This is a genomic window from Micrococcaceae bacterium Sec5.1, from assembly GCA_039636795.1.
GTDB lineage: Bacteria > Actinomycetota > Actinomycetes > Actinomycetales > Micrococcaceae > Arthrobacter.
Genome location: CP143430.1, coordinates 3,858,694 through 3,880,340 on the forward strand (window position 1 = coordinate 3,858,694; position 21,647 = coordinate 3,880,340).

Sequence of the window (21,647 nt, forward strand, 5' to 3'; positions counted from 1 at the left end):
TCATTCAGAAGCCTCTTTCGGTGATTCAGAAGCGCAGCTATGAATCGTTCGCCAGCAGCTCACCGACCCGTGGGGCCACTTCGGTGCCGTACAACTCAATGCAGCGCATCATGGATCCGTGCGGAAGCGTGCCGTTGCTGTATTTGAGGTCGAAGCGGTCCACGCCGAGGTTGCGTTTGAGCAGGACGATTTTTTGGGCCACAGTCTCGGGAGAACCCACATAAAGAGCGCCCTCCGGTCCGCACATTGCGTCGAATTCCCCCCGGTTTCCCGGACCCCAGCCGCGCTCGGCCCCGATTCTGTTGCGCTGCTCCAGCCAATGCGGAAAGAGTTCTTCCCGGGCATCCTGGTCAGTATCTGAGATGAAGCCGGGTGAGTGCGTCGCGATCTGTCGCATGGAGTGACCGTATTTGGCCATTGCGTCGCGATAAAGATTTACAAGGGGAGCGAAACGGCGGGGCTCTCCCCCGATGATCGCGAAGATAATCGGATAGCCATATTCCGCGCACCGCAACACGGATTCAGGTGTCCCGCCCACGCCTATCCATGCTGGCAGCAAATGGTGCTGCAAACGCGGGTAAACCTGGAGTCCGTTCACGTTGGGGCGGGTCCGCCCTTCCCAGTGGACCGGCTTCTGGGCCCGTACTTTGTCAAACAGCTCAAGCTTTTCTTCGAACAGGACGTCATAGTCCGCAAGGTCCAGTCCGAACAATGGGAAGGACTCAATAAACGATCCCCTGCCCAACATGACCTCGGCCCGGCCGTTGGAGATTGCGTCAACAGTGGCAAAGCGTTGGAAGACCCGGATCGGATCATCCGAACTGAGTACTGTCACAGCCGAGCCGAGCCGGATCCGTGAAGTCACTGCGGCAGCCGCCGCCAGGAAGACCTCGGGAGCAGACACTGCAAAATCACGGCGGTGATGCTCTCCCACGCCAAAAGCATGAATGCCCAGGGCGTCAGCCAGCTTTGCTTCCTCAAGCAACTCCCGCAGGACCTGGGCGTGCTCCTTGGGATTACCGTCGGCATCGAGGCCCGCGTCCCCGAAGGTGTTCAGGCCGAGCAGGATTTCGCTTGCACCTACGGGTGCGGTGGGGTCGGATTCAGCCCTGGATGCGGAGGCGGATGCGGACGCAGATGCGGACGGAAGTCCTGATTCGGAAGGCACGGCGGTCATCAGGACTCCTTCAGCCAGCCTGCCAGTTCGGAGGCCCAGTAGGTCAGGACGGTATCGGCTCCGGCCCTCTTGATGCCCAGCACCGACTCCGTGATGGCGCCCCGCCGATCGATCCAGCCGTTGGCGGCGGCCGCTTCGATCATGGCGTACTCCCCGGAGATTTGGTAGGCCGAGACCGGTACGGGGCTCATTGCCGCAATATCCGCGAGGATGTCGAGGTAACTCATGGCCGGCTTGACCATGACCATGTCGGCGCCTTCTTCAAGGTCCAGTTCCACTTCGAGAATGGCTTCGCGACGATTGGCTGCATCCATTTGGTACGTTCGGCGGTCACCCTTCAGTTGGGAGTCCACCGCTTCACGGAACGGACCGTAGAAAGCTGAGGCGTACTTGGCAGCATAGGCCAGGACAACGGTGTTCTTGTGGCCGGAATCCTCCAACGCCTGGCGGATGACGGCGATTTGTCCGTCCATCATGCCTGAAGGTCCAAGCACGTGGGCGCCCGCCTCAGCCTGGGCAACGGCCATCTGGCCATAGATCTCCAGGGTGGCGTCGTTGTCCACATATCCATCGGCATCCAGAACGCCGCAGTGTCCGTGGTCAGTGAATTCGTCCAGGCAGACATCGCCCATGATGACGAGGTCATCGCCCACTTCGGCCTTGACGTCGCGAATGGCCTTGTTCAGGACACCTTCCGGATCCAGGGATGCGGTGCCCCGCGCATCCCGAACCTCCGGCACGCCGAACAGCATGATGCCGCCCACGCCAAGTTCCACGGCTTCCGCGGCTGCGCGCTTGAGAGTGTCGGTGGTGTGCTGGACGACGCCGGGCATCGAGCTGATCGGGCTGGGCTCGCTGAGGCCCTCACGGATGAAGGCCGGAAGTATGAGGTCTGCGGGGGCCAGGCGTGTTTCTGCCGTGAGCCTGCGCATCGCCGGGGTTGTCCGCAAGCGGCGGGGACGGTGGTTCGGAAAGCTCATCTGGGGTTCCCTTCGTTGGCGAATACTGTTTCCAAGGCGGCCGCAATGCCGTCCGGGGTAGGTTCTTTGGCCGTGGCTGCCACGGTGATGCCGAGCTGGGTGGCCTCTGCCGCCGTCGGACGCCCAATGGCTATGAATCGGCAACTGCCCAACGGCAGGAGGGTCGCCGCAATCCGCCGGGCGGCACTCGGGGAAGCAGCCACGACGGCGTCCAGCATCCCGGCGTCGATGGCGGCGCGGGCCTCTGCGGGAGTCATTTCCTGCGGCTGTCCGGTACGGGAACCAGCACTGCCGGAGGCAGAGATGCCGGAAGCCACACTGTCGGAATTCACGACGGCGGCGGGCAGTTCGGCTTCGAGGCGATGTCCCGTCCGGGCCGGGTAGTCCACCGTGTGATAGGCGGTCACGGACGTTACGTCTGCACCCTTGGCGGCCAATCCGTCACGCAGCTCGGGGCCCGCAATATCGGCTTGCGGGAGAAGAACGCGTCCAGGAGCCTGCTCCCAGAGGGCGACGAGGCCTTCGGCAGATTGAAGGTCAGTGGGTGCCAGTGAGACGGTCAGGCCGATCGCTTCCAGGATCCGCTTTGACGATGGACCGATCGTGGCCACGCGCGTCCGTGTCGGCACGAGGTTTGCCGGAAGCGTGCCACGCTCGGCAGCTTTTTCGAGCAGGACACGCACGGTGGTGATGCTGCTGATGACCATCCAGTCAAAATATCCAGCGGAGAGCTGGTCCAGGGCGGCGTCGAGGGAAGCCTGGTTCTCCGCCCGCTCGAAATCGATGAGGGGAAGCACCAACGGCTCCGCTCCGAGCGTGTGCAGGAGCGAAGCAAGTGGCCGGGCGCGGTCGGCGCTCCTGGTAATCAGGACCCGCCGACCTGCCAAGGCCGATGCTTGAGTCACATCAGGACGCTGCAAGATCCGCGATCTCCGCGGCACCAGCAGCGAGCAGAAGCTCCGCAACTTCAATGCCAAGCAACGTTGCCCCCACTTCGGTCAGGCCATCCGTGGCCTTCTTCTCGCGCACAGTCTTGGTGCCGTCAACGGCGCAGACAACGGCTTCAAGGTGCAGCATGCTGCCCTTCCTGAAGGCGTAAGCACCCACCGGCGCGGCACAGCCCGCTTCAAGCCGGGCCAGGACGGCACGTTCAGCTGTCACGGCAAGCCGGGTGTCGTCGTCGTTCAGGGCAGCGAGAGCCTGGGCGAGAACACCGTTGGAACCTTCCACCTGCGGGGCGTCCGCCGTGCGGCATTCGATGGCCAGCGCGCCCTGGCCCGGGGCGGGCAGCATGACATCCGTCTCGAAGAACTCGCTGACGGTGTCCAGCCGGTCCATCCGTTCCAGCCCGGCCGCAGCGAGCACTACGGCGTCCAGGTCGCAGGACTTGCCGGGAACAACTTCGTCGGTGACGTTGCCGGGAAGCCCGGGGACGCGTCCCAGGCGCGTGTCCACGTTTCCACGGATATCCAGCACCTCGATGTCAGGCCGTGCCGCCCTTAGCTGCGCAGCACGTCGGGGTGAACCCGTACCTACCTTGGCGCCACCGGGCAATTCGGCAAGGGTAAGGCCATCCCGGGCACACAAGACATCCCTGACATCCACGCGCTTGGGGGTAGCGGCGATGCGTAGTCCAACTGCAGCCCCCGTAGGCAGGTCCTTCAAAGAATGAACAGCGACATCGCAGGTCTCAGCAAGCAAGGCATCGCGCAGGGCCGCCACGAAGACACCCGTGCCGCCCATCTGTGACAGGGAGCCGGTCCTGACATCGCCCTCGGTCTTGATATGCACCAGTTCCACCGGGAAGCCACCAACGGCTGCCAGCTGATCGGCGGTCTGTTGGGTCTGGGTCAGCGCGAGCTTGCTGGCCCGGGTGCCAATGCGGATGCTCACTTGCTGACCTCCGAGGAGGTGTAAGCCTCATGCCCGACGCCGATAGTGGAGCCGACCTCGGCAATAACCGGCTTTGCTCCCCGGAAATTTTCGCAACAATTGGGGCGGCAGACGTCGTACCAAGGACCAAGGTCCGTAACGTGGGGGCGATCGGCGATGTTGTTATCCACCGTGCGTTCACAGATCAGGTCAACCAGCCCTGACACAAAGGCAGCGTGCGTTCCCGGGGTGGGCACGCGCGTGGCTTCGATCTCCAGGTTCCTGCAGGTCTCCAGGGCTTCAGTGTCCAGGTCCCAGGCAACTTCCATATGGTCACTCACGAAACCGAGGGGAACGATCACGACGCCGCGTACGCCTTCGGGAGCGATTTCTTCGAGGTGATCGTTGATGTCCGGTTCCAGCCAAGGAATGTGCGGCGCGCCGGAGCGGGATTGGTAAACGAGGTCCCAAGCCACGTTCGGGGCAACGGCATCCATGATGGCCTGGGCGTTTGCCAGGTGCTGTGCCGCGTAGGCAGATCCTTCTGCGAACTCGCGCGGCTCGTCCTCAGACCTGCCGGCTGCTTCGGCATCACGCGTGGGGATGGAGTGGGTGGCAAACAGGACTCGGATTTTCGAATCGGGGTCGGATTCACCGGCAGCGATCAGCTTGCCGCGGACTTCTTCGAGGCCGGCGGCGGTACCTTCAAGGAAAGGCTGCACAACGCCCGGGTGGTCGAAGTACTGGCGGATCTTGTCCACCTCGAGCTTGCCGTCCAGCCCTGTTTCCGTCAGGGCGATGCCAATGTCTTCACGGTACTGGCGGCAGCTGGAGTAGCACGAGTAGATGCTCGTGGTGAGCATCAGGATGCGGCGGTGGCCGGCGTCGTAGGCGTCCTGCAGTACCGGAGCGATGTACGGATCCCAGTTACGGTTACCCCACAGGACCGGAAGCTCAATGCCGCGCTTGGCCAACTCGACCTCGATCGCGGCCTTCAGTTCACGGTTCTGCTGGTTGATGGGGCTGATGCCCCCAAACGCGCGGTAGTGGTGTGAGACCTCTTCAAGGCGTTCATCCGGGATGCCGCGGCCGCGGGTGACGTTGCGAAGGAAGGGAATGACATCTTCCTGGCCTTCAGGACCACCAAAGGATGCAAGGAGCACGGCGTCGTACTGCTTTGCTTCCTGGCGGCCACGCTCGGTGACCTCGTTGGGGGTGGTGGAGACGGCAAGGCCACTCATGCGAGGACCTCTGCAATCTCGGCAGCAGTCACCCGGCGGCCTGTGTAGAACGGGATTTCTTCGCGGACATGGTTACGGGCGTCGGTTGCACGCAGGTGGCGCATGAGGTCAACGAGGTCAACGAGTTCAGGTGCCTCCAGTCCAAGGATCCACTCCCAGTCACCCAGCGCGAACGAGGAAACGGTGTTCGAGATGACCTGCGGGAACTCCCGACCCAGCATTCCATGGTCACGCAGCATTTTTCCGCGCTCTTCCGCTGGGAGCAGGTACCACTCGTAGGAGCGGACGAACGGATAAACGCACAGCCAGGTGCTGGGCTCGACGCCCCGCGCGTAGGCCGGGACGTGGCTCTTGGCAAACTCGGCTTCCCGGTGCACGCCCATGGCGGACCAGACGATCTCTGTGCCGGCAAAGAGCTTGCTGCGGCGAATGGAACGGACGGCGGACTGAAGGTCTTCCGGCTTGGATCCGTGGAGCCACACCATGATGTCGGCGTCCGAGCGCATGGCGGAAACATCGTAACTGCCCCGCAGGGTCACGCCTTCTTCGGCGAGCTTCCCTTCAAGGGCTTCGAATTCCTGGGCAGCATCGCCGCTGCGCAGGACGTCGGCCGAGCGCTTGAAGACGGTCCAGAGCGTAAAGAACTGCTCTTCGGTTCCAGCAGTTTTAGTGACAGATTCGGCAGAAGTGTGGCTCATGGTTCAAGTTTGCCCCGTGCCAGCCACTAAGTCGAAACGGATCACTTCTACAAGGCGTAGAAGTGACACAAATCACGAAGTTGGGCGAATATCGCCGATGCCTTGGGCAAGCTGCGAGCGGGTATCCGACACTACTGCGGCAAGGCCATTACCTGCCAACCAGCCACCAACCACCGTCAGGCCATCGGCTGCGGCGCACACCTTCCGGACCTGCTCTACGCGCTGTTTATGACCGACGGCGGCAAACGGCAAGGCGCCTGCCCAGCGCACCACATCCCAATCCACAATGTCCGCGCGCGTAACGGGCACCGTCAACAATGCGGAAGCATCATCAAGCGCTGCGGACAGCAACTGTTCATCGTCCATGACAACATCCGGCGCTCCCCCATCGGCATCCTCACGGCGGCCGTAGGAAAGGCGCAGGACGTGCGTGCCCGGCCCGGCTTCTTCTGCCAGCCAGTCCCATTTGGCAGTGGCATGTGTCAGGGCCTTCGCCCGGATTCCCGGCGTCTGAGGGGCCACGAGGATCCCCGTCCCACGGGGCCGCCCGTCCAGCTCGGGGAGGTCAACAACCATCGTCACCAAGCTCACCAAGGGGCCCGGAGCAGGGCGTAGGCCGGACAGTTCCGGCATGGCCCCTTCCAGGAGCCCCACGGCAGCCGGACCATCCAGCGCTACTACCAGCCGGCCGGCGTCGTACGTGGTTTCACCGGCGGTGACCCGCCAACTATTGCCCGTTTTCGAAACGACATCAGCCCTCTTTCCACTCACCATGTCCACGCCCCGGCGACGCAGGTCATTAACCAGCGCGGTGACCAGTGTGTTCATGCCACCCTTCAAACCCGCGACGGCGGAACCTGCTTTCGCGGATCCGGAACCGGACCCGGGGGCTGCTTTCGCGGATCCGGAACCGGACCCGGGGGCTGCTTTGCGCTGGGCAGCGACAGCCGCAGCCAGGGACCCATGCTTCTTCAGGCCGACGCGGAGGCCCGGAGCCACCATATCGACGTCCAATAAGCCGGGATCGGCGGAGTGAACACCACCCACCACCGGAGCAACCAGCCGCTCCAGGACTCTCTTTCCCATACGGGCGCGCACCAGTGAGGACACGCTGGAGACCTCCGATGATGCGCCAAAAGATGTGGGCAGCCAGCGATCCAGGGATGCACGCAGGGCGCCGGCGAGGCCCAGGGAACGCCTGACCTCGGGGTCCCAAGGATTGGCGGGGATACCAAGAATTCCAGTCTTGGGCAGCTCTTGCGGTCCATCCGGCAGCTGCACCCAGGCGCCGCCCGGGTGCGGGGAAACGATCTTGCCCTCCAGTCCGAGCTCGCGCGCCAGATCGGCGACAGCTGAAGACCGCGTGGCAAAGGATTCGGCCCCGCTGTCCAATGACAGGCCGGCTACCACGTGACTTCCCACGCAACCACCCCAGGCTTCGCTCGCCTCAAGGATGGTCACCGAGGTTCCCGCCATGGCCAGTTCCCTCGCAGCAAGAAGGCCGGAAATGCCGCCACCGACCACTACAGCGGTAGGCGCAGGCATTGATGGTTTAGTGGCTGCTTCCTTCGCTTTGCCGTGGATGTGTTCCCCGCGCATGCGTCCTACTCTGCCGGGATCGAGTGGATGAGCTCCACAACCCGCGTCAGGACGGCCGGGTCCGTCTCCGGGGGCACGCCATGGCCCAGGTTCAGGACATGGCCTGGAGCCTGCGAGCCCGCCGCGATCACTTCGCGGACATGCGCCTCCAGGACCTCCCACGGGGCCGGGAGGAGGGCGGGGTCGATGTTGCCCTGGAGCGGAACCGTGCCACCCAGACGGCGGTTGGCCTCATCAAGTGACAGCCTGTAGTCCACCCCCACAACGTCCACACCCACGTCGCGCATAGCGACAAGGAGCTCGGACGTGCCGGTACCGAAGTGCACCAGCGGCGCACCCAGCCCGCGCACGTGATCCAGCGCCCGCGCTGACGCAGGAGCCACATGCTTGGCGTAATCTGCCAGGCCCAAGGACCCAGCCCAGGAGTCAAAGAGCTGCCCGGCTGACGCCCCGGCCTCAAGCTGTGCCTGAAGGAACATTCCGGAAGCATCCGCTGCCCAGTTGGCGAGGGCTGCCCAGGTTTCGGGGTCCGCGTGCATCATGGTCCGGGGGCCGAGGTGGTCCCGCGAAGGTTTCCCCTCCACCATGTAGGCGGCGAGCGTGAAGGGCGCGCCGGCGAACCCGATGAGGGGAGTCTTGCCCAATTCCGCCACCGTCAGGCGAACGGCTTCGCGGATGGGCTCAAGTGCCTCCCACGTCAGCCTGGGAAGGGCAGCCACATCGGCGGCCGTCCGTACTGGCTTGTCCAGGACCGGACCCACGCCGGGGACGATGTCCACGCCAACGCCTGCGAGCTTCAGCGGGATAACGATGTCGGAGAAGAAGATGGCGGCATCCACATCATGGCGGCGAACCGGCTGCAAAGTAATCTCCGCGGCCAGTTCGGGACGCAGGCAGGAGTCGAGCATGGCGACGCCCTCGCGGACCTTCAGGTATTCCGGCAGGGACCTGCCGGCCTGGCGCATGAACCATACCGGCCTGCGTGACGGCTTGCCGCCCCGGTAGGCGGTGATGAGCGGGGAGTCCGACGTACGGCCGTCCATCAACGGGTGATCCGCGCCAAGTTTGCCGGCAGGTTCGCCTGCAGGGGCGTTGGTGGCCGTACTATTGGATGCTGCCGCGCTAGAAGTCATGCCTTTGATTGTGCCGAAAATCCCGGCCAAAAGATAACGACAGGCTGTCACGTCCCACCCCTGGAACCGGTGGGGTGGCGGGGATCACGGAACCGCGTGTGAATTCCCACTGCGCCGCATTGTTCTACCGGCCTGCGAAAAAGCTATGATTGGGGTGCTGTGGTTCTTTTCTCATTGGTGGCTACACACGCCGACATCGACCTCGAAACCGTTGCTCAGCTGAGCAACGGTTCCTCTGAGCTTGCCTCCTCGGCCCTCTCCGGATCCCCGTTGGTCTCCGGCGCCGTGGTCCTGGCAACCTGCAATCGCTATGAGATCTACGGCGAAACAGCCAATGGAGCAGGCCTCGAAGCCGCCCGATCGGCCCTTGTCTCCCAGATCAGCGAATTGAGCGGCCTCAACGAACAACTCGTGTCCCGCTCCTTCAGCACACACACAGGGCCTGACGTCACCCGACACCTCTTCGCTGTAAGCGCCGGGTTGGACTCCGCAGTGGTGGGCGAACGCGAAATCGCTGGCCAGGTACGCCGTGCCCTGATCACGGCGCAGCAGGAAGGCACTGCGAGTTCCGGACTCGTCCGCCTCTTCCAGGCCGCATCCAAGACCGCAAAAGATGTTGGCGCCCAGACGGCCCTCGGCTCCCGCGGCCTTTCCATCGTCTCCGTAGCCTTGGATCTGGCAACCGACCTCTCTGACAGTGACGACTGGTCTGCCAAGAAGGTAGTCGTCTTCGGAACGGGCGCCTATGCCGGTGCCACCATGTCCCTGCTCCGCGAACGCGGATGCACCGATATTTCCGTCTACTCTGCCTCCGGCCGCGCCGAGGGTTTCGTCGCTACCCGCGGTGGCACAGCGCTCGACGCCGACAGCCTTCCGGCGGCGGTTGCCGGAGCCGACGTCATGATCGGATGCAGCGGTTCGGACACACGTGTTGAAGCTGAGGATCTGGCCCGCGTCAGGGCGAATTCCGGTAAACCACTCATCGCGATCGATCTCGCGCTCACCCATGACTTCGACCCCGCGGTTGGCGAGCTCGACGGCGTCGAACTCCTCACGCTTGAGTCCGTACGTCTCGCTGCACCCCAGGAACAGGCAGAATCGCTGTCCCACGCCAGCGAGATCGTCAATGGCGCGGCAACGGCGTTCGAAGCGGAACGCGAATCCCGCTCAGTCGACTCCGCGATCGTGGCCTTGCGCCGCCACACCATGAACGTACTGGACGCGGAAATGGAAAAGGTCCGCGCCCGCCACGGTTGCACCGCCGCTGCCGAAGAGGTGGAGTTTGCGCTCCGCCGGATGGTCAAGCAGCTCCTGCACATTCCGACCGTGCGCGCCCGCGAGCTGGCAGCCAACGGACAACAAGACGACTATGTAGCCGCGTTGGAAGCCCTGTACGGCATCCAAGTGGAGCAGCCCCAGGCTCCCGCTGCTGCAGAATGCCCCGTGGACCACGAGCAACTCCGCTCCGAAAGCGCCTGACGTCCCAGCCCCCAGCCCGAAGCGGCCGGGGACTCCAGCAATGTTTTCTTAGCGCATCCGGAAAACGAGATCCGGCTAACGAGATCCGATTAGCCGAACGCGTTGATCCCCGTCAGCTCTGCCGACAACGCCCACAGCTTCCTTGCGTCGGCCTTGTCCACCGCGTGGGCGTCGACTCCCTGGTAGCGCGCCAGCGGAGACGCCTTGTCGGTCGGATTGGCAATGTCACAGTCCTCGCAGTAGACACCGCCCATGCCGGCCAAAGCCGGGGACGTCGCCGCCCAAACTGACGTAGCTGCCCCTTGCTCCGGCGTCTTGAAACCTTCGCGCACCTTGCCCTCGGCGTCCATCCAGCCTGCGGCCACCATTTCCTCCTTGGGGAGGTGCCGCTGCAACTCGGTCATGATCCCGCCTGGATGGACGGCGAACGACCGTACACCGGATTCACGGCCCAGGCGGTCGAGTTCCACCGCAAAGAGGGCGTTGGCTGTCTTTGCCTGCCCGTAGGCCTGCCACTTGTCATAACCGGTGCTGAAATTGAAGTCCTCGAACCGGACCCGTGAGATCTTGTGCCCGGTCGATGACAATGAGACAACGCGCGCATTCCCTGATGCCTCCAACGCCGGCCACAAGGTGTTGACCAATGTGTAGTGCCCCAAATGGTTGGTGGCGAACTGGGCTTCCCAGCCTGGCCCGACACGTTGTTCAGGACTGGCCATGATGGCAGCGTTGTTGATCAGGACGTCCAGCTTTTCGTGGCCGGCCAGGTAGCGGGCGGCAAAATCCTTGACGCTGTCCTGATCGGCGAGGTCCATGTGCTCCACGTGGACGGCCGCGGAGAGGCCTGCGTCCGCGAGGACGGAGCGGGCGTGCTCAAGCCGCCTGGCAGGTACCGTTACGTCAGCCCCGGCCGAGACCAGGGCCCGCACGGTCTCCAATCCCAACCCGGAATAGCCTCCCGTTACGATTGCCGTCTTGCCCTGCAGGTTGATCCCGTCAATGACCTCCGTGGCAGTGGATCCGTGCCCAAATCCGGAGCCGATGGGATGCTGCTCTGTCTCTGTCCAATGTTCGCTCATTGCCTGAGCTTCCCAGAGAAGTCTGGGAACGGGCAACGACTAGTAGACGGGCTTTTCGGGCTCGACGTCGCGGACCCAGGCGAGGATGCCGCCGTCGAGATGGCTGACGCGGGTGTAGCCTGCCTTCTGCGCGGCCTCCAGGACCGCAGCAGAGCGCGTCCCTGCCTTGCAGTGGAACACGATGTCTCTGTCCTGCGGCAACTCGACCCAGGCCTCGCCTGAAAGAATCCTGCCCTGCGGGATGAGGACCGAGCCGTCGATGTTCACGATGCTGTGCTCGCCGGACTCGCGCACGTCCACCAATTCAAAGTCGCGTTCACCAGCTTCCCGCTCTGTCAACATCCGGGCAAGGTCCTTCGCGGTGACGGTGTGCTCCAGGTCAGTGGCAGCAGCCGGAGTCACCCCACAGAATGCTTCATAATCCATGAGTTCGGTGATGGGCTCCGCTTCAGGGTCCTTGGACACCTTGATTTCGCGCCAGCTGCCGCCAAGGGCATCGAACAGCGCCACACGGCCAAGCAAGGAACGCCCGACGCCGGTAATCAGCTTCACTGCCTCCGTCACCATGAGGGATCCAACGGCGGCACACAACATACCGAAGACTCCACCCTCACCGCATGAAGGCACTGAGCCAGCAGGCGGGGCTTCCGGGTAGAGATCCCGGTAGCTGGGGCCGTGCTCGGCCCAGAAGACGCTGACCTGGCCATCGAAGCGGAAGATGGAGCCCCAAACGTACGGCTTGCCCAAAATCGCGGCGGCGTCGTTTACCAGGTAACGGGTGGCAAAGTTGTCAGCGCCGTCCAGGATGAGATCGTAATCGGCGAACAGTTCCAAGGCGTTTGAGGAGTCAAGGCGGACGTTGTGCAGGACAACATCCACCAGAGGGTTAAGCTCCTCAATGGCCTTCCGCGCAGATTCGATTTTGGGGGTGCCCACGTCCTTGACCCCGTGGATGACCTGCCGCTGCAGGTTGCTGAGGTCTACGTCGTCGTCGTCAACTATTCCCAGGGTTCCTACACCCGCCGCGGCGAGATACAGCAACGCTGGAGATCCCAGCCCGCCGGCACCGATGACAAGAACTTTCGCATTCTTAAGCCTGCGTTGGCCCAGAGCGCCGATTTCCGGAATGATGAGATGCCGGGAGTACCGTTCCACCTCGGCCGGCGTTAGTGCGTCGGCCGGTTCAACGAGGGGCGGCAGGACAGCGGGCGCGGGGTGGGCAGCAAGAATTGAGGCCATACCCCAATGTATGCCTGCCGATGCCGCCCGGTCATATTACCCACCGGTACAGTGGTCATAACTGCAAAGGAAAGGCGGCAGACTGTGGCTGACGGCACACGGGCAAACGATGGAGCACCAGCAAAGCAAGAACGGACTGGTTCGACGCGTTCAGCAAGGTTGCCCCGGGACGAGCGCCGCGCACAGTTGCTTAACGCCGCCTTGGAAGTTTTCGTGTCCAACGGCTTCCATGGTGCCGCCATGGACGAAATCGCCGAGACAGCGCATGTGAGCAAGCCGGTCCTGTATCAACACTTCCCTTCCAAGCGCGAGCTGTACATGGCGCTGCTGGACAGCCACCTGGCTGCCCTTACCGATTTGATGCTCAATGCGCTGAACTCAACCACGGACAACAAAGAGCGTGTGAAGGCAGTCATGCGGGCCTACTACAGGTTCATTGCCGACGACGACCAAGCACACCGGCTGGTTTTCGAGTCTGACCTCATTAATGACCCCGATGTCAGCTCGCGCTTGGAGACCTTCAACAAAACGTTCGCGGACGCAGTGGCCCACGTCATCGCCGAGGACACCAAGTTGCCCCCTCTGGAGGCGCAGCTCCTGGGCCGGGGACTTGCAGGAATGGCGCAGGTCAGCGCCCGCTACTGGCTCGAAACCGATGGAAACCTCGACCTCGATGTAGCCAGCGATCTGATCTATCGTTTAGCTTGGCGCGGAATCAGTCGATTCCCCAAAGAGTCCTAGGCTACAAATAGAGGACTGACTTAAAACTTGATTGGCTTGGAGGCCTTGCTGTGGAAGTAAAGATCGGCATTCAGAATGTTGGCCGTGAAATCGTGCTCGAATCCGCACTCGATGCTGATGCTGTAGCCAAGATTGTCGGAGAGGCCATCTCCAAGGGTTCGGATCTGCGGCTCACGGATGAGAAAGGCCGCCAGATCATCGTTCCCGGCAGCGTGTTGGGATACGTTGAAATTGGTGCTGAGGAAGTCCGCCGCGTCGGTTTCGGCGCACTCTAGCGGTTCCCAGGTACAGCTGCCCCTAAGGAGTCTGCATGCTTTCACTCGTTGTGGTGGTTCTTGCCACCATCGCTACAGGGTTCATCGTGTGGGCAAATGACAAGCGACACGGCAAGTACGGTATTGCATTACCGGCGGGCGTTTCGGCAACCGTCGGCGTGTTGAGCTGGATAGCTTTCATCATGGCCGGCTTTGGTTACCAGCCCGGGCTGATCTGGATTCCCTGGATCCTTCCGATCGTGCTGGGGACGGCCATCTCGATTGCCGTTGTGGTCTTTCTGGGTCGCCAGCGCACCAAGCATGACACCGCTGCCCTGACCAAAGCTTTGAGGCTCTAGGCGTTGCACGCAGTTAAACGACGCTGGGCTTAAACGACGCTGGCCATCACCCGTGGGTGATGGCCACCGTCGCTTAACCTTCCAGCCCGCTCAAACTCCCGGGTAGCGATCCGGCTGCGCCAAGGCACCGGACGCGGCCGCGGCCTCGCTCACGGCAGCGGCTGCCGCGATGTCGCGTTGGGTCACCTGGCCGCCTGCGTCATGGGAAACGTAGCGCAAGAACACCCTGTTGTAACGCCAGTCAAGATCAGGGTGGTGGTTCTGTTCCTCGGCGATCCGGCCAATGGCGGCGATAAGCGCCAGGGCGTCGGCCGCCGTCGAGGTTTTGAATACCGTCACGAGGCCGTCCTGGAGCTTCCAGTCCGGAAGGTCCTTGAGGGCGGTCTCCACGGCGATCTGGGTCAATGGCTCTTTCCTGTCAGCCACCACTGCTCCTTCATTGAGAGGAACTCTGCATTTAGAGGAACTCTGCCCGGCCTTCCATGGCCGATGACGCGAGGGCGTGCTCCCTGCGCGGGATTCGGCCAGCCTGCTTTGCCAGCCTACCGGCGATCACCGCGTGTTTGAAGGCTTCACCCATCTGCACGGGGTTCTGTGCACGGGTCACGGCCGTTGCCAGCAGGACAGCATCGCATCCCAGTTCCATGGCAAGCGCGGCATCGGAGGCGGTTCCAATGCCGGCGTCGAGCACTACCGGGACGGACGCCCGGGACACTATCAGTTCGATGTTGTGCGGGTTCAGGATGCCCAGCCCTGTACCAATAGGCGAGCCGAGGGGCATGACTGCTGCGGCACCCAGGTTTTCCAGGCGCAGCGCCAGGACAGGGTCATCATTGGTGTACGCGAAGACCTTGAAGCCGCGGTTCACCAGCTGTTCGGTGGCCTCCACGAGTTCCACCGCATCCGGAAGAAGTGTGTGCTCATCGGCGATGACTTCCAGCTTCACCCAGTCCGTCTCCAGCGCCTCCCGGGCGAGCTCCGCGGTCATCACTGCGTCTTTGGCAGTAAAACAGCCAGCGGTGTTGGGCAGGACCCGAATGTTGTGATCCAGCAGGAGTTGAAACAGTGAGCCTGTCTCGGCCGGTGAGTACCTGCGCATTGCCACAGTGGTCAGTTCCGTTCCTGAAGCCAGAAGGGCTGCTCCCAACCCGTCCAGACTCGGTGCACCACCGGTACCCATGATCAGGCGGGAGCCGAATTCGACGCCGTCGATCACCAAAGCATCTGTGCGGATGTCAGATTTTGCTACTGTCATTTTTTCAGCCTCCCTGGACTGCGGTTACGAGTTCGAGTTCGTCTCCATCGGCGAGCGCAGTCGCGGCCCACTGGCTGCGCGGCACTACCTCGGAATTGCGCGCGACGGCGACACCCAGCTTGCCGCCGTCGGCCGCCTGTCCGCGGTGGTCCAGGATGCGGCCTGTGATGGCGCTGACGAGCGTGCTGACGGATGCGTCATCCGCCACGGCATGAACGGAGCCATTGAGTTTGATGTTCATGGTGTGTCCTTGGTTGCTGGTTGGAGGCGGTGATCCGGCGTTGCCGTAAATCGATCAGGGGTGAAGTTGGACCATCGGGGATCGACTGACCCGCTGATCAGCCCGCCGACGATTCTGGCGGCCACAGGCGTCAACAGGACGCCATGGCGGAAGAACCCGGTTGCGATTAGGAGACCGTCGATGGTGCCCGCGCGCCCGGTAACCCGTCCCAGTAATGGTGCGTTGTCCGGAGTGCCGGGCCGTGCGCGAGCTGTCGCTTCCAGGAGTTCCAGCTCCGCCACCGCAGGCACCAGGATTTGGGCGTCCCGCAGGAGTTGGTAGACGCCTCCGGCGGAGACTGCATTGGTGGACGCGGATAGTCCGTCCTCGCGCTGGGTGGCTCCAATCACCACGGTGCCATCGTCCCGGGGCACGATGTAAACGGGCACCCCGCGGACAATACCCCGGATGGTGGATGTGAGGAGGGGCTGGAGGTGGTGGGGGACGCGCAGCCTGAGGATGTCACCGTAAACGGGCCGCAGAGGAAGACTGAGACCTTCGGGGAGATTACCGATCCTTGCCGCGTCCAGCCCGCAGGCGATCACAGTTTCCGAGGCCGCGACTGCGCCAGAAGCCAGTTCAACCCCGGAGACGCGGTCCCCATCCCAGAGCAAACGGGATGCTTGGAACGGCAGGGCGAAACCGTCCTCCGCTCCGGAAACCCACGTTGCGTCACCTGGTCCGTGGGCTGCCAACCCTTCCATGAGGCATCGTGCAAGCCGCCGCGGGTCCACTTGGTGGTCGGCCGGTATGTCGAAGGCACAGGAAATCTGTGGACTCAGCAAAGGCTCACGTTGGCGCGCCTCCCGCAATGACAATGGCTCCACGTGCAGCCCCGCGGCCTGCTGGACTGTGCGGAGGTCTGCGAGGGCGCGGCGGTCGGCGGCATCGGCACCAACGGCGATTGTCGGCGTCGTACGGTATCCGGTGGCTGATTCGCCGCCATGGACGCCCCGGATGAAAGCAGGCCAAAGTTGGGAGGATTCCAGCATGAGTTCCAGGAGGTCTTCCTCCTGGTAGTGGAGTTCGCTGACCGGAGCCAGCATCCCGGCGGCAGCAAACGTCGCACCGGCCGCGGGGGTGGGATCAATGAGGACCACCGAGCGGCCCTGGCGGCGCGCTTCATGGGCGATGCCAAGGCCGATGATGCCGCCACCAACCACTGCAACGTCTGCCTGCAAGGGGGTTTGGCCGGATTCTGCCATGTGTTTCCTTCCCTACGCCGGTACTAGCCGGATCAGGTCAAGCGGTCGGCGCTGAAGCCCTCTCAGCCGGACGGTCATATGACGCTGTCACGGCTCCCGCAGTACGTGCCCAGTTTAGAGGAACTACTCTGGTTTCCATGACCCAGCATGATGTCCACACCACTGCCCGCCTTTACTTGTGCACTGATGCCCGCAAACGCCAAGGCGATTTCGAAGACTTCGTCGACGCCGCGTTTGAGGGCGGCGTTGACATCATCCAGCTTCGCGACAAGACGCTCGAGGCCGCTGAGGAGCTTGAGGTACTGGAGGTTCTGCACAACGTCGCCCAACGGCACGGACGGCTGTGGGCCGTCAATGACCGCGCCGATGTTGCCAGTATTTCCGGGGCTCCGGTGTTCCATATCGGGCAAAAGGACATCCCCCTGCCCGCCGCACGGCACCTCCTCCACGACCGCACCGTGATCGGCCTTTCCACCCATACGCCGGAACAGGTTGACGCCGCGATAGCTGCCTCCCCTGGCAGGAGCGGACTGGATTATTTCTGTGTTGGTCCGGTGTGGGCAACGCCCACAAAGCCCGGCCGTGAAGCAGTCGGGCTGGATCTGGTCACATATGCCGCAGAAGCCGTAAAGCGCGCGGATGCGGAGACCGTAGGTGGCGTCCTCCTCCCCTGGTTCGCGATTGGCGGCATCGACCTCACCAACATTGAACAGGTGGTGGCTGCGGGAGCGAGCCGGATCGTCGTGGTGCGGGCCATTACTGAGGCGGAGGATCCGACGGCGGCGGCAAAGACTCTGCTGGAAGCGCTCGACGCCGGATAATCACCGCCGGCGCCCTGGCGGCAGCCGAGGATATGCGAAGTCTCTTAAGCCGTGAGCCCGAGCCCGGACATCCGTCGACCATGCCGCTCGGCAAGTTCAGCGGTAAGGACCTTGACTGCAGTGCGGGCATCCCCGCCGCCCTTGAGCAGCGGTCCCAAGTGAGGATGTTCCATGCCCACGCGTTGGGCCTGGGTCAGCGCTTCACCGACGAGGCGGCGGCCCCACAAAGCCAGTCGCGATGCCAGGCGAGGATCATCAGCCAGGGCCCTGCGCACGAGGACGCGTAATACTTCCGTGGCTTGGTCGGCGGAGGCAACCTTCTGGACAAAGAGTTGCGTCCCGCCGTCAAGGTACGAAGCGACCAGGCGGTAAAAGTCCGATGACACGGTGTCGATCACATAGGCCTTCATGACTGATTCAAACCAGTCCGCCGGCTTTGTTCGCTCATGGAAGTGGTCAAACGAGCGCTGGAACGGAAGCATGGCCCCTTCGGCATCGAGTCCCATCTCCGAGAGCCGGCTGCTGATCAAGGCAAAGTTTCCGTAAGCCCCGACGGCGATCTTTGCCAACACTGCCCTGTCGTGCAGGGTGGGAGCGTACCGGGAGTCGAAAGACAGCCGGCCAAACGCCGAGAGCTCGCCGTACGCCATGGCTCCCAGCAGCTCCGAAGAGAGGCGCTGGACGCGAGCATTATCGTCCAAGGAAGTGCTCATGGTCCAAGACTATCCAGCGATTTCGGGCTAACCTGATTTTCGTGTCACATCATCGGATTTCGCCCAACGTCGACGACTCGTCGGACCAGCTCGCAGAGGCATTTGCAGCCCTTCGGACCGAACTGGAGCTCCCAGGCGAGTATCCGGCCGAAGCCGTGGCGGAAGCCAGGAAAGCAGTAGAAAAACACACACTGCCAGAGCGTGACCTCAGGGACATTCCGTTCGTGACCATCGATCCAGCCACGTCCACCGATCTGGACCAGGCCGTATTCATTGAACGGGCCGGCAACGGCTACAAAGTCCTCTACGCAATCGCCGACGTGCCATCCTTTGTTGCTCCCGGCGGGGCGCTCGATGCAGAGACGCGGCAACGGGGACAAACGTTCTACGCTCCTGACGGGAGGATCCCCCTGCACCCGGAAGTGATCAGCGAGAACGCCGGAAGCCTGTTGGCTGGTCAGGACTGCAGCGCCTTCGTGTGGGACTTCGAACTCGACCACAATGCGGAGGTGTCCGCTACGTCGGTGGCCCGTGGCACTGTCCGTAGCCGCGCCAAGCTCAGTTACAAGGGTGCCCAGGAACAGATCGATGCCGGCACAGCCCCAACGGTCCTGAAGCTCCTCAAGGAGGTTGGCCTGAAGCGGGTGGAACTGGAACGGCTGCGCGGTGGCGCCAACCTGAACATGCCCGAGCAGGAAATCGTCCAGGCGACCGGCGGCGGGGGCTACAGGATTGTGGCCGCGCCCTCCCTGCCGGTGGAGGACTGGAACGCGCAGATATCCCTCATGACCGGGATGGCAGCGGCCCAACTGATGCTCGACGGAAAAGTGGGCATCCTGCGCACCATGCCGGCGCCGGATGAACGGTCGCTGCTCCATTTCAAGCGCCAGACCAAGGCACTGGGGAAACCGTGGGACGGCGAGGTTACCTACGGTGAGTACCTTCGGACACTTGACGCTTCGGATCCCAAACAGCTTGCCATCCTGCACTCGGCAGGCACGCTGTTCCGCGGCGCAGGGTACACGCCTTTCGATGGTGAGCTTCCCCCAAACGTCATCCAGTCAGCCATCGGCGCACCCTATGCTCACACCACTGCCCCTTTGCGCCGACTCATCGACCGCTTTGTCCTGGTGATCTGCGAGGCCCTCAGCAACGGCCACCAGATCCCGGCGTGGGCGCGGGAAGCACTTCCATCCCTGCCCGAGATCATGGCGTCATCCGACCAACTGGCCGGGCGGCTTGAGCGTCTGGCCATGGACACCGTGGAAGCTGCACTCGTCGCGAACCACATCGGCGAGGAGTTCGATGCAGTGGTCATCTCCGGTTCCAAGCCGTCCAATGGGACCACCAATGGCAATGGAAGGGGAAACGGAAACGGCAATGGGCCCTTCGGCATCATCCAGATCGCTGAACCCGCCGTGACAGCCCGGTGCGACGGCGAACTGGAGTCAGGCACCAAGGTCCGGGTGCAACTCCTGAAGGCCGATATCGCCAGCCGCGAGATCCGTTTTACCCTGCTCCCCTGAAGCCCCGCAGCACGCGAACTACCGCCGATCCGGGCTTTAGGGCTCCCAGAGGATAGACTGACCCTGTAGTAATGGATGCCCGGTCGTTGATTCAGTTAATTTTTGAACTCAACAAGCCCGCCCCTACGCGATCTTGAGATGTGCCCGCTGGTCACCAGTGCCAGTACTTAGATAGCCCGCGATCGGCTTCCACTGGATTAGCTTGCGCGCCCGTTCGTGCTCCGGTACGGCTCCGCCACCCGTTGAGCATGCAGCGCCAATGCCCAAATGAATAAGGAAACTCCCTGTGAGTGAATTGCACACCCATGAAGTCCTGACGGACGCCACCGGCACCGAATCCATCGAGCCCGAGGAAACGATCATCTCTGATGAGACGCCCCACGAGATCGAAGAGAAATCGTTCGCTGACTACAACGTCCGCGCCGACATCGTCGAATCCCTCGCCGACGCCGGCATTACCCACCCCTTCCCCATTCAGGCCATGACGCTGCCCGTAGCCCTCAGCGGCCACGACATCATCGGCCAGGCCAAGACCGGTACAGGCAAGACCCTCGGTTTCGGCATTCCGGCATTGCAGCGCGTGGAAGGCCGGGATGACCCCGGCTACGCCAAGCTCGCCGTCCCCGGCGCACCGCAGGCCCTGGTCATCGTTCCTACACGTGAGCTTGCGGTACAGGTGGCTAATGATCTTCAGACGGCATCCCGTAAACGCAACGCCCGCATCGCCACGATCTATGGTGGCCGCGCTTACGAGCCACAGGTTGACGCCCTGCAGAAGGGTGTCGAGGTAGTTGTCGGCACGCCAGGCCGTTTGATTGACCTCTACAAGCAGAAGCACCTCAGCCTGAAAAACGTCAAAATGGTGATCCTGGACGAGGCCGACGAAATGCTGGACCTCGGCTTCCTGCCGGACGTGGAAACACTGATCGCAGGTACGCCGGCCGTGCGCCAGACCTTGCTCTTCTCTGCCACCATGCCTGGCCCGGTCATCGCGATGGCCCGCCGCTACATGACGCAGCCCACCCACATCCGCGCTGCCGATCCGAACGACGAAGGCCTCACCAAGCGCGACATCCGCCAGCTCATCTACCGTGCCCACAGCATGGACAAGACCGAGGTAGTGGCCCGCATCCTCCAGGCCCGCGGACGCGGCCGCACCATTATCTTCACCAAGACGAAACGCACAGCTGCCAAGGTCGCCGAGGAACTGGTCGACCGCGGATTTGCCGCTGCTGCGATCCATGGTGACCTTGGCCAAGGCGCCCGCGAGCAGGCTCTCCGTGCTTTCCGCAACAACAAGGTGGACGTCCTGGTTGCCACGGACGTTGCCGCCCGTGGCATCGACGTGGACGACGTTACGCACGTTATCAACTACCAGTGCGTGGAAGACGAAAAGATCTACCTGCACCGCGTGGGCCGTACCGGCCGAGCCGGCAACAAGGGAACCGCCGTCACCTTCGTCGACTGGGACGACATGCCCCGCTGGGGCCTGATCAACAAAGCACTGGGGCTCAGCGTTCCGGAGCCGGTTGAAACCTACTCCTCCTCCCCCCACCTCTACAGTGACCTCGACATTCCCGAGGGCACCAAGGGCCGCCTCCCGCGCAATAAGCGTACGCTTGCCGGTGTCGATGCCGAGGTCCTCGAGGACCTGGGCGAAACAGGCAAGAAGAACTCCCGTTCCGGCGGTTCATCCCGTGACGGTGGACGCGATGGCGGCCGTGGCAGGGACGGCGGCCGTGGCCGTGGAAACGCAGCCAAGTCCAGCGAAGCCAACTCAGAATCCAACGGTGAGGGCGGACGCAACCGTACACGCCGCCGTCGTACATCCGACGCCGATGCGGCCCCTGCTGCCGGTTCCTCCGAAACCCGCACCGCGACCGGCGAAAATGCCGAGAAGCCAGCCCGCACGCGCCGTACCCGCACGCGCCGTCGTAACGGCGAAGTGGTTTCCGGCGAGACCGCTGGCGCCCAGCCCGGCAACTCCGAGGCCTAA

At 63.1% G+C, this 21,647-nt stretch carries 22 protein-coding genes and 1 riboswitch; of the genes, 7 read left to right on the plus strand and 15 right to left on the minus strand.

Annotated features, from left to right (window positions below):
- Nucleotides 1-37 precede the first annotated feature (37 nt).
- From VUN82_17530 to hemE, 8 genes are all read right to left on the minus strand, one after another.
- Nucleotides 38-1,177 carry an LLM class flavin-dependent oxidoreductase gene (locus VUN82_17530; protein XAS70877.1) on the minus strand — a complete coding sequence of 380 codons (1,140 nt, stop codon included), beginning with the start codon at nt 1,175-1,177 and terminating at the stop codon, nt 38-40.
- Nucleotides 1,177-2,157 carry a porphobilinogen synthase gene (gene hemB, locus VUN82_17535; protein XAS70878.1) on the minus strand — a complete coding sequence of 327 codons (981 nt, stop codon included), beginning with the start codon at nt 2,155-2,157 and terminating at the stop codon, nt 1,177-1,179. The genes VUN82_17530 and hemB overlap by 1 nt, the downstream gene beginning before the upstream one ends.
- The gene (locus VUN82_17540; GenBank protein XAS70879.1) at nt 2,154-3,062 is read right to left on the minus strand and encodes a uroporphyrinogen-III synthase; all 909 of its coding nucleotides are present in this window, start codon (nt 3,060-3,062) and stop codon (nt 2,154-2,156) included. Before VUN82_17540 ends, hemB begins: the two co-directional genes overlap by 4 nt.
- 1 nt (nt 3,063) lies before the next feature.
- Entirely contained in the window at nt 3,064-4,050 is a 987-nt protein-coding gene (gene hemC / locus VUN82_17545; GenBank protein XAS70880.1) for a hydroxymethylbilane synthase, read from the minus strand.
- Entirely contained in the window at nt 4,047-5,270 is a 1,224-nt protein-coding gene (locus tag VUN82_17550) for a ferrochelatase (GenBank protein XAS70881.1), read from the minus strand. The genes hemC and VUN82_17550 overlap by 4 nt, the downstream gene beginning before the upstream one ends.
- Entirely contained in the window at nt 5,267-5,968 is a 702-nt protein-coding gene (gene hemQ, locus VUN82_17555; GenBank protein ID XAS70882.1) for a hydrogen peroxide-dependent heme synthase, read from the minus strand. The genes VUN82_17550 and hemQ overlap by 4 nt, the downstream gene beginning before the upstream one ends.
- Before the next feature lie 72 nt (nt 5,969-6,040).
- Complete coding sequence (gene hemG, locus VUN82_17560; GenBank protein XAS74729.1) at nt 6,041-7,513, minus strand: protoporphyrinogen oxidase; 1,473 nt, start codon at nt 7,511-7,513, stop codon at nt 6,041-6,043.
- Nucleotides 7,514-7,572: 59 nt separating this feature from the next.
- Nucleotides 7,573-8,700, minus strand: coding sequence for a uroporphyrinogen decarboxylase (gene hemE / locus VUN82_17565; GenBank protein ID XAS70883.1), 1,128 nt, complete (start codon nt 8,698-8,700; stop codon nt 7,573-7,575).
- A 159-nt stretch (nt 8,701-8,859) separates the two neighbouring features.
- On the opposite strand from hemE, the gene VUN82_17570 reads away from it, so the two are divergent.
- Nucleotides 8,860-10,179 carry a glutamyl-tRNA reductase gene (locus tag VUN82_17570; protein XAS70884.1) on the plus strand — a complete coding sequence of 440 codons (1,320 nt, stop codon included), beginning with the start codon at nt 8,860-8,862 and terminating at the stop codon, nt 10,177-10,179.
- An 89-nt stretch (nt 10,180-10,268) separates the two neighbouring features.
- On the opposite strand, the gene VUN82_17575 is transcribed toward VUN82_17570, so the two are convergent.
- Both VUN82_17575 and moeB read right to left on the minus strand, forming a co-directional pair.
- Nucleotides 10,269-11,258: an SDR family NAD(P)-dependent oxidoreductase gene (locus VUN82_17575; GenBank protein XAS70885.1), complete on the minus strand. Its 990-nt coding sequence runs from the start codon at nt 11,256-11,258 to the stop codon at nt 10,269-10,271.
- Between the two features lie 39 nt (nt 11,259-11,297).
- Nucleotides 11,298-12,497, minus strand: a complete 1,200-nt coding sequence (gene moeB, locus VUN82_17580; protein ID XAS70886.1) for a molybdopterin-synthase adenylyltransferase MoeB — start codon at nt 12,495-12,497, stop codon at nt 11,298-11,300.
- 6 nt (nt 12,498-12,503) lie between these two features.
- On the opposite strand from moeB, the gene VUN82_17585 reads away from it, so the two are divergent.
- From VUN82_17585 to VUN82_17595, 3 genes are read left to right on the plus strand one after another with little or no spacing between them, the layout of a single operon-like run.
- Nucleotides 12,504-13,238, plus strand: a complete 735-nt coding sequence (locus VUN82_17585; GenBank protein ID XAS70887.1) for a TetR/AcrR family transcriptional regulator — start codon at nt 12,504-12,506, stop codon at nt 13,236-13,238.
- Between the two features lie 50 nt (nt 13,239-13,288).
- Nucleotides 13,289-13,513, plus strand: coding sequence for a DUF3107 domain-containing protein (locus VUN82_17590; protein XAS70888.1), 225 nt, complete (start codon nt 13,289-13,291; stop codon nt 13,511-13,513).
- Nucleotides 13,514-13,548: 35 nt separating this feature from the next.
- Nucleotides 13,549-13,851 (plus strand): hypothetical protein, encoded by a 303-nt coding sequence (locus tag VUN82_17595; GenBank protein ID XAS70889.1) that lies wholly within the window; start codon nt 13,549-13,551, stop codon nt 13,849-13,851.
- 90 nt (nt 13,852-13,941) lie between these two features.
- On the opposite strand, the gene VUN82_17600 is transcribed toward VUN82_17595, so the two are convergent.
- The 4 genes from VUN82_17600 to thiO all read right to left on the minus strand — a co-directional run bounded on the left by VUN82_17600 (nt 13,942) and on the right by thiO (nt 16,591).
- The gene (locus tag VUN82_17600) at nt 13,942-14,277 is read right to left on the minus strand and encodes a 4a-hydroxytetrahydrobiopterin dehydratase (GenBank protein ID XAS70890.1); all 336 of its coding nucleotides are present in this window, start codon (nt 14,275-14,277) and stop codon (nt 13,942-13,944) included.
- 31 nt (nt 14,278-14,308) lie between these two features.
- Complete coding sequence (locus tag VUN82_17605) at nt 14,309-15,106, minus strand: thiazole synthase (protein ID XAS70891.1); 798 nt, start codon at nt 15,104-15,106, stop codon at nt 14,309-14,311.
- Nucleotides 15,107-15,110: 4 nt separating this feature from the next.
- Nucleotides 15,111-15,347, minus strand: a complete 237-nt coding sequence (gene thiS / locus VUN82_17610; protein ID XAS70892.1) for a sulfur carrier protein ThiS — start codon at nt 15,345-15,347, stop codon at nt 15,111-15,113.
- Nucleotides 15,344-16,591, minus strand: a complete 1,248-nt coding sequence (thiO, locus tag VUN82_17615) for a glycine oxidase ThiO (GenBank protein XAS70893.1) — start codon at nt 16,589-16,591, stop codon at nt 15,344-15,346. The genes thiS and thiO overlap by 4 nt, the downstream gene beginning before the upstream one ends.
- Nucleotides 16,584-16,701: riboswitch (TPP riboswitch) on the minus strand. It overlaps the preceding gene by 8 nt.
- 27 nt (nt 16,702-16,728) lie before the next feature.
- Between thiO and thiE the strand changes: the two genes are divergently transcribed.
- A complete protein-coding gene (gene thiE, locus VUN82_17620) occupies nt 16,729-17,412 on the plus strand; it encodes a thiamine phosphate synthase (protein ID XAS70894.1) in 684 nt (227 codons plus the stop codon).
- A 44-nt stretch (nt 17,413-17,456) separates the two neighbouring features.
- Here the strand turns inward: thiE and VUN82_17625 are convergent, their stop codons facing one another.
- Nucleotides 17,457-18,125 (minus strand): ferritin-like fold-containing protein, encoded by a 669-nt coding sequence (locus VUN82_17625; GenBank protein XAS70895.1) that lies wholly within the window; start codon nt 18,123-18,125, stop codon nt 17,457-17,459.
- A gap of 41 nt (nt 18,126-18,166) precedes the next feature.
- On the opposite strand from VUN82_17625, the gene VUN82_17630 reads away from it, so the two are divergent.
- Together VUN82_17630 and VUN82_17635 are read left to right on the plus strand one after the other, a co-directional pair.
- Nucleotides 18,167-19,651, plus strand: a complete 1,485-nt coding sequence (locus VUN82_17630) for an RNB domain-containing ribonuclease (protein ID XAS70896.1) — start codon at nt 18,167-18,169, stop codon at nt 19,649-19,651.
- Nucleotides 19,652-19,937: 286 nt separating this feature from the next.
- Nucleotides 19,938-21,647, plus strand: coding sequence for a DEAD/DEAH box helicase (locus VUN82_17635; protein XAS70897.1), 1,710 nt, complete (start codon nt 19,938-19,940; stop codon nt 21,645-21,647).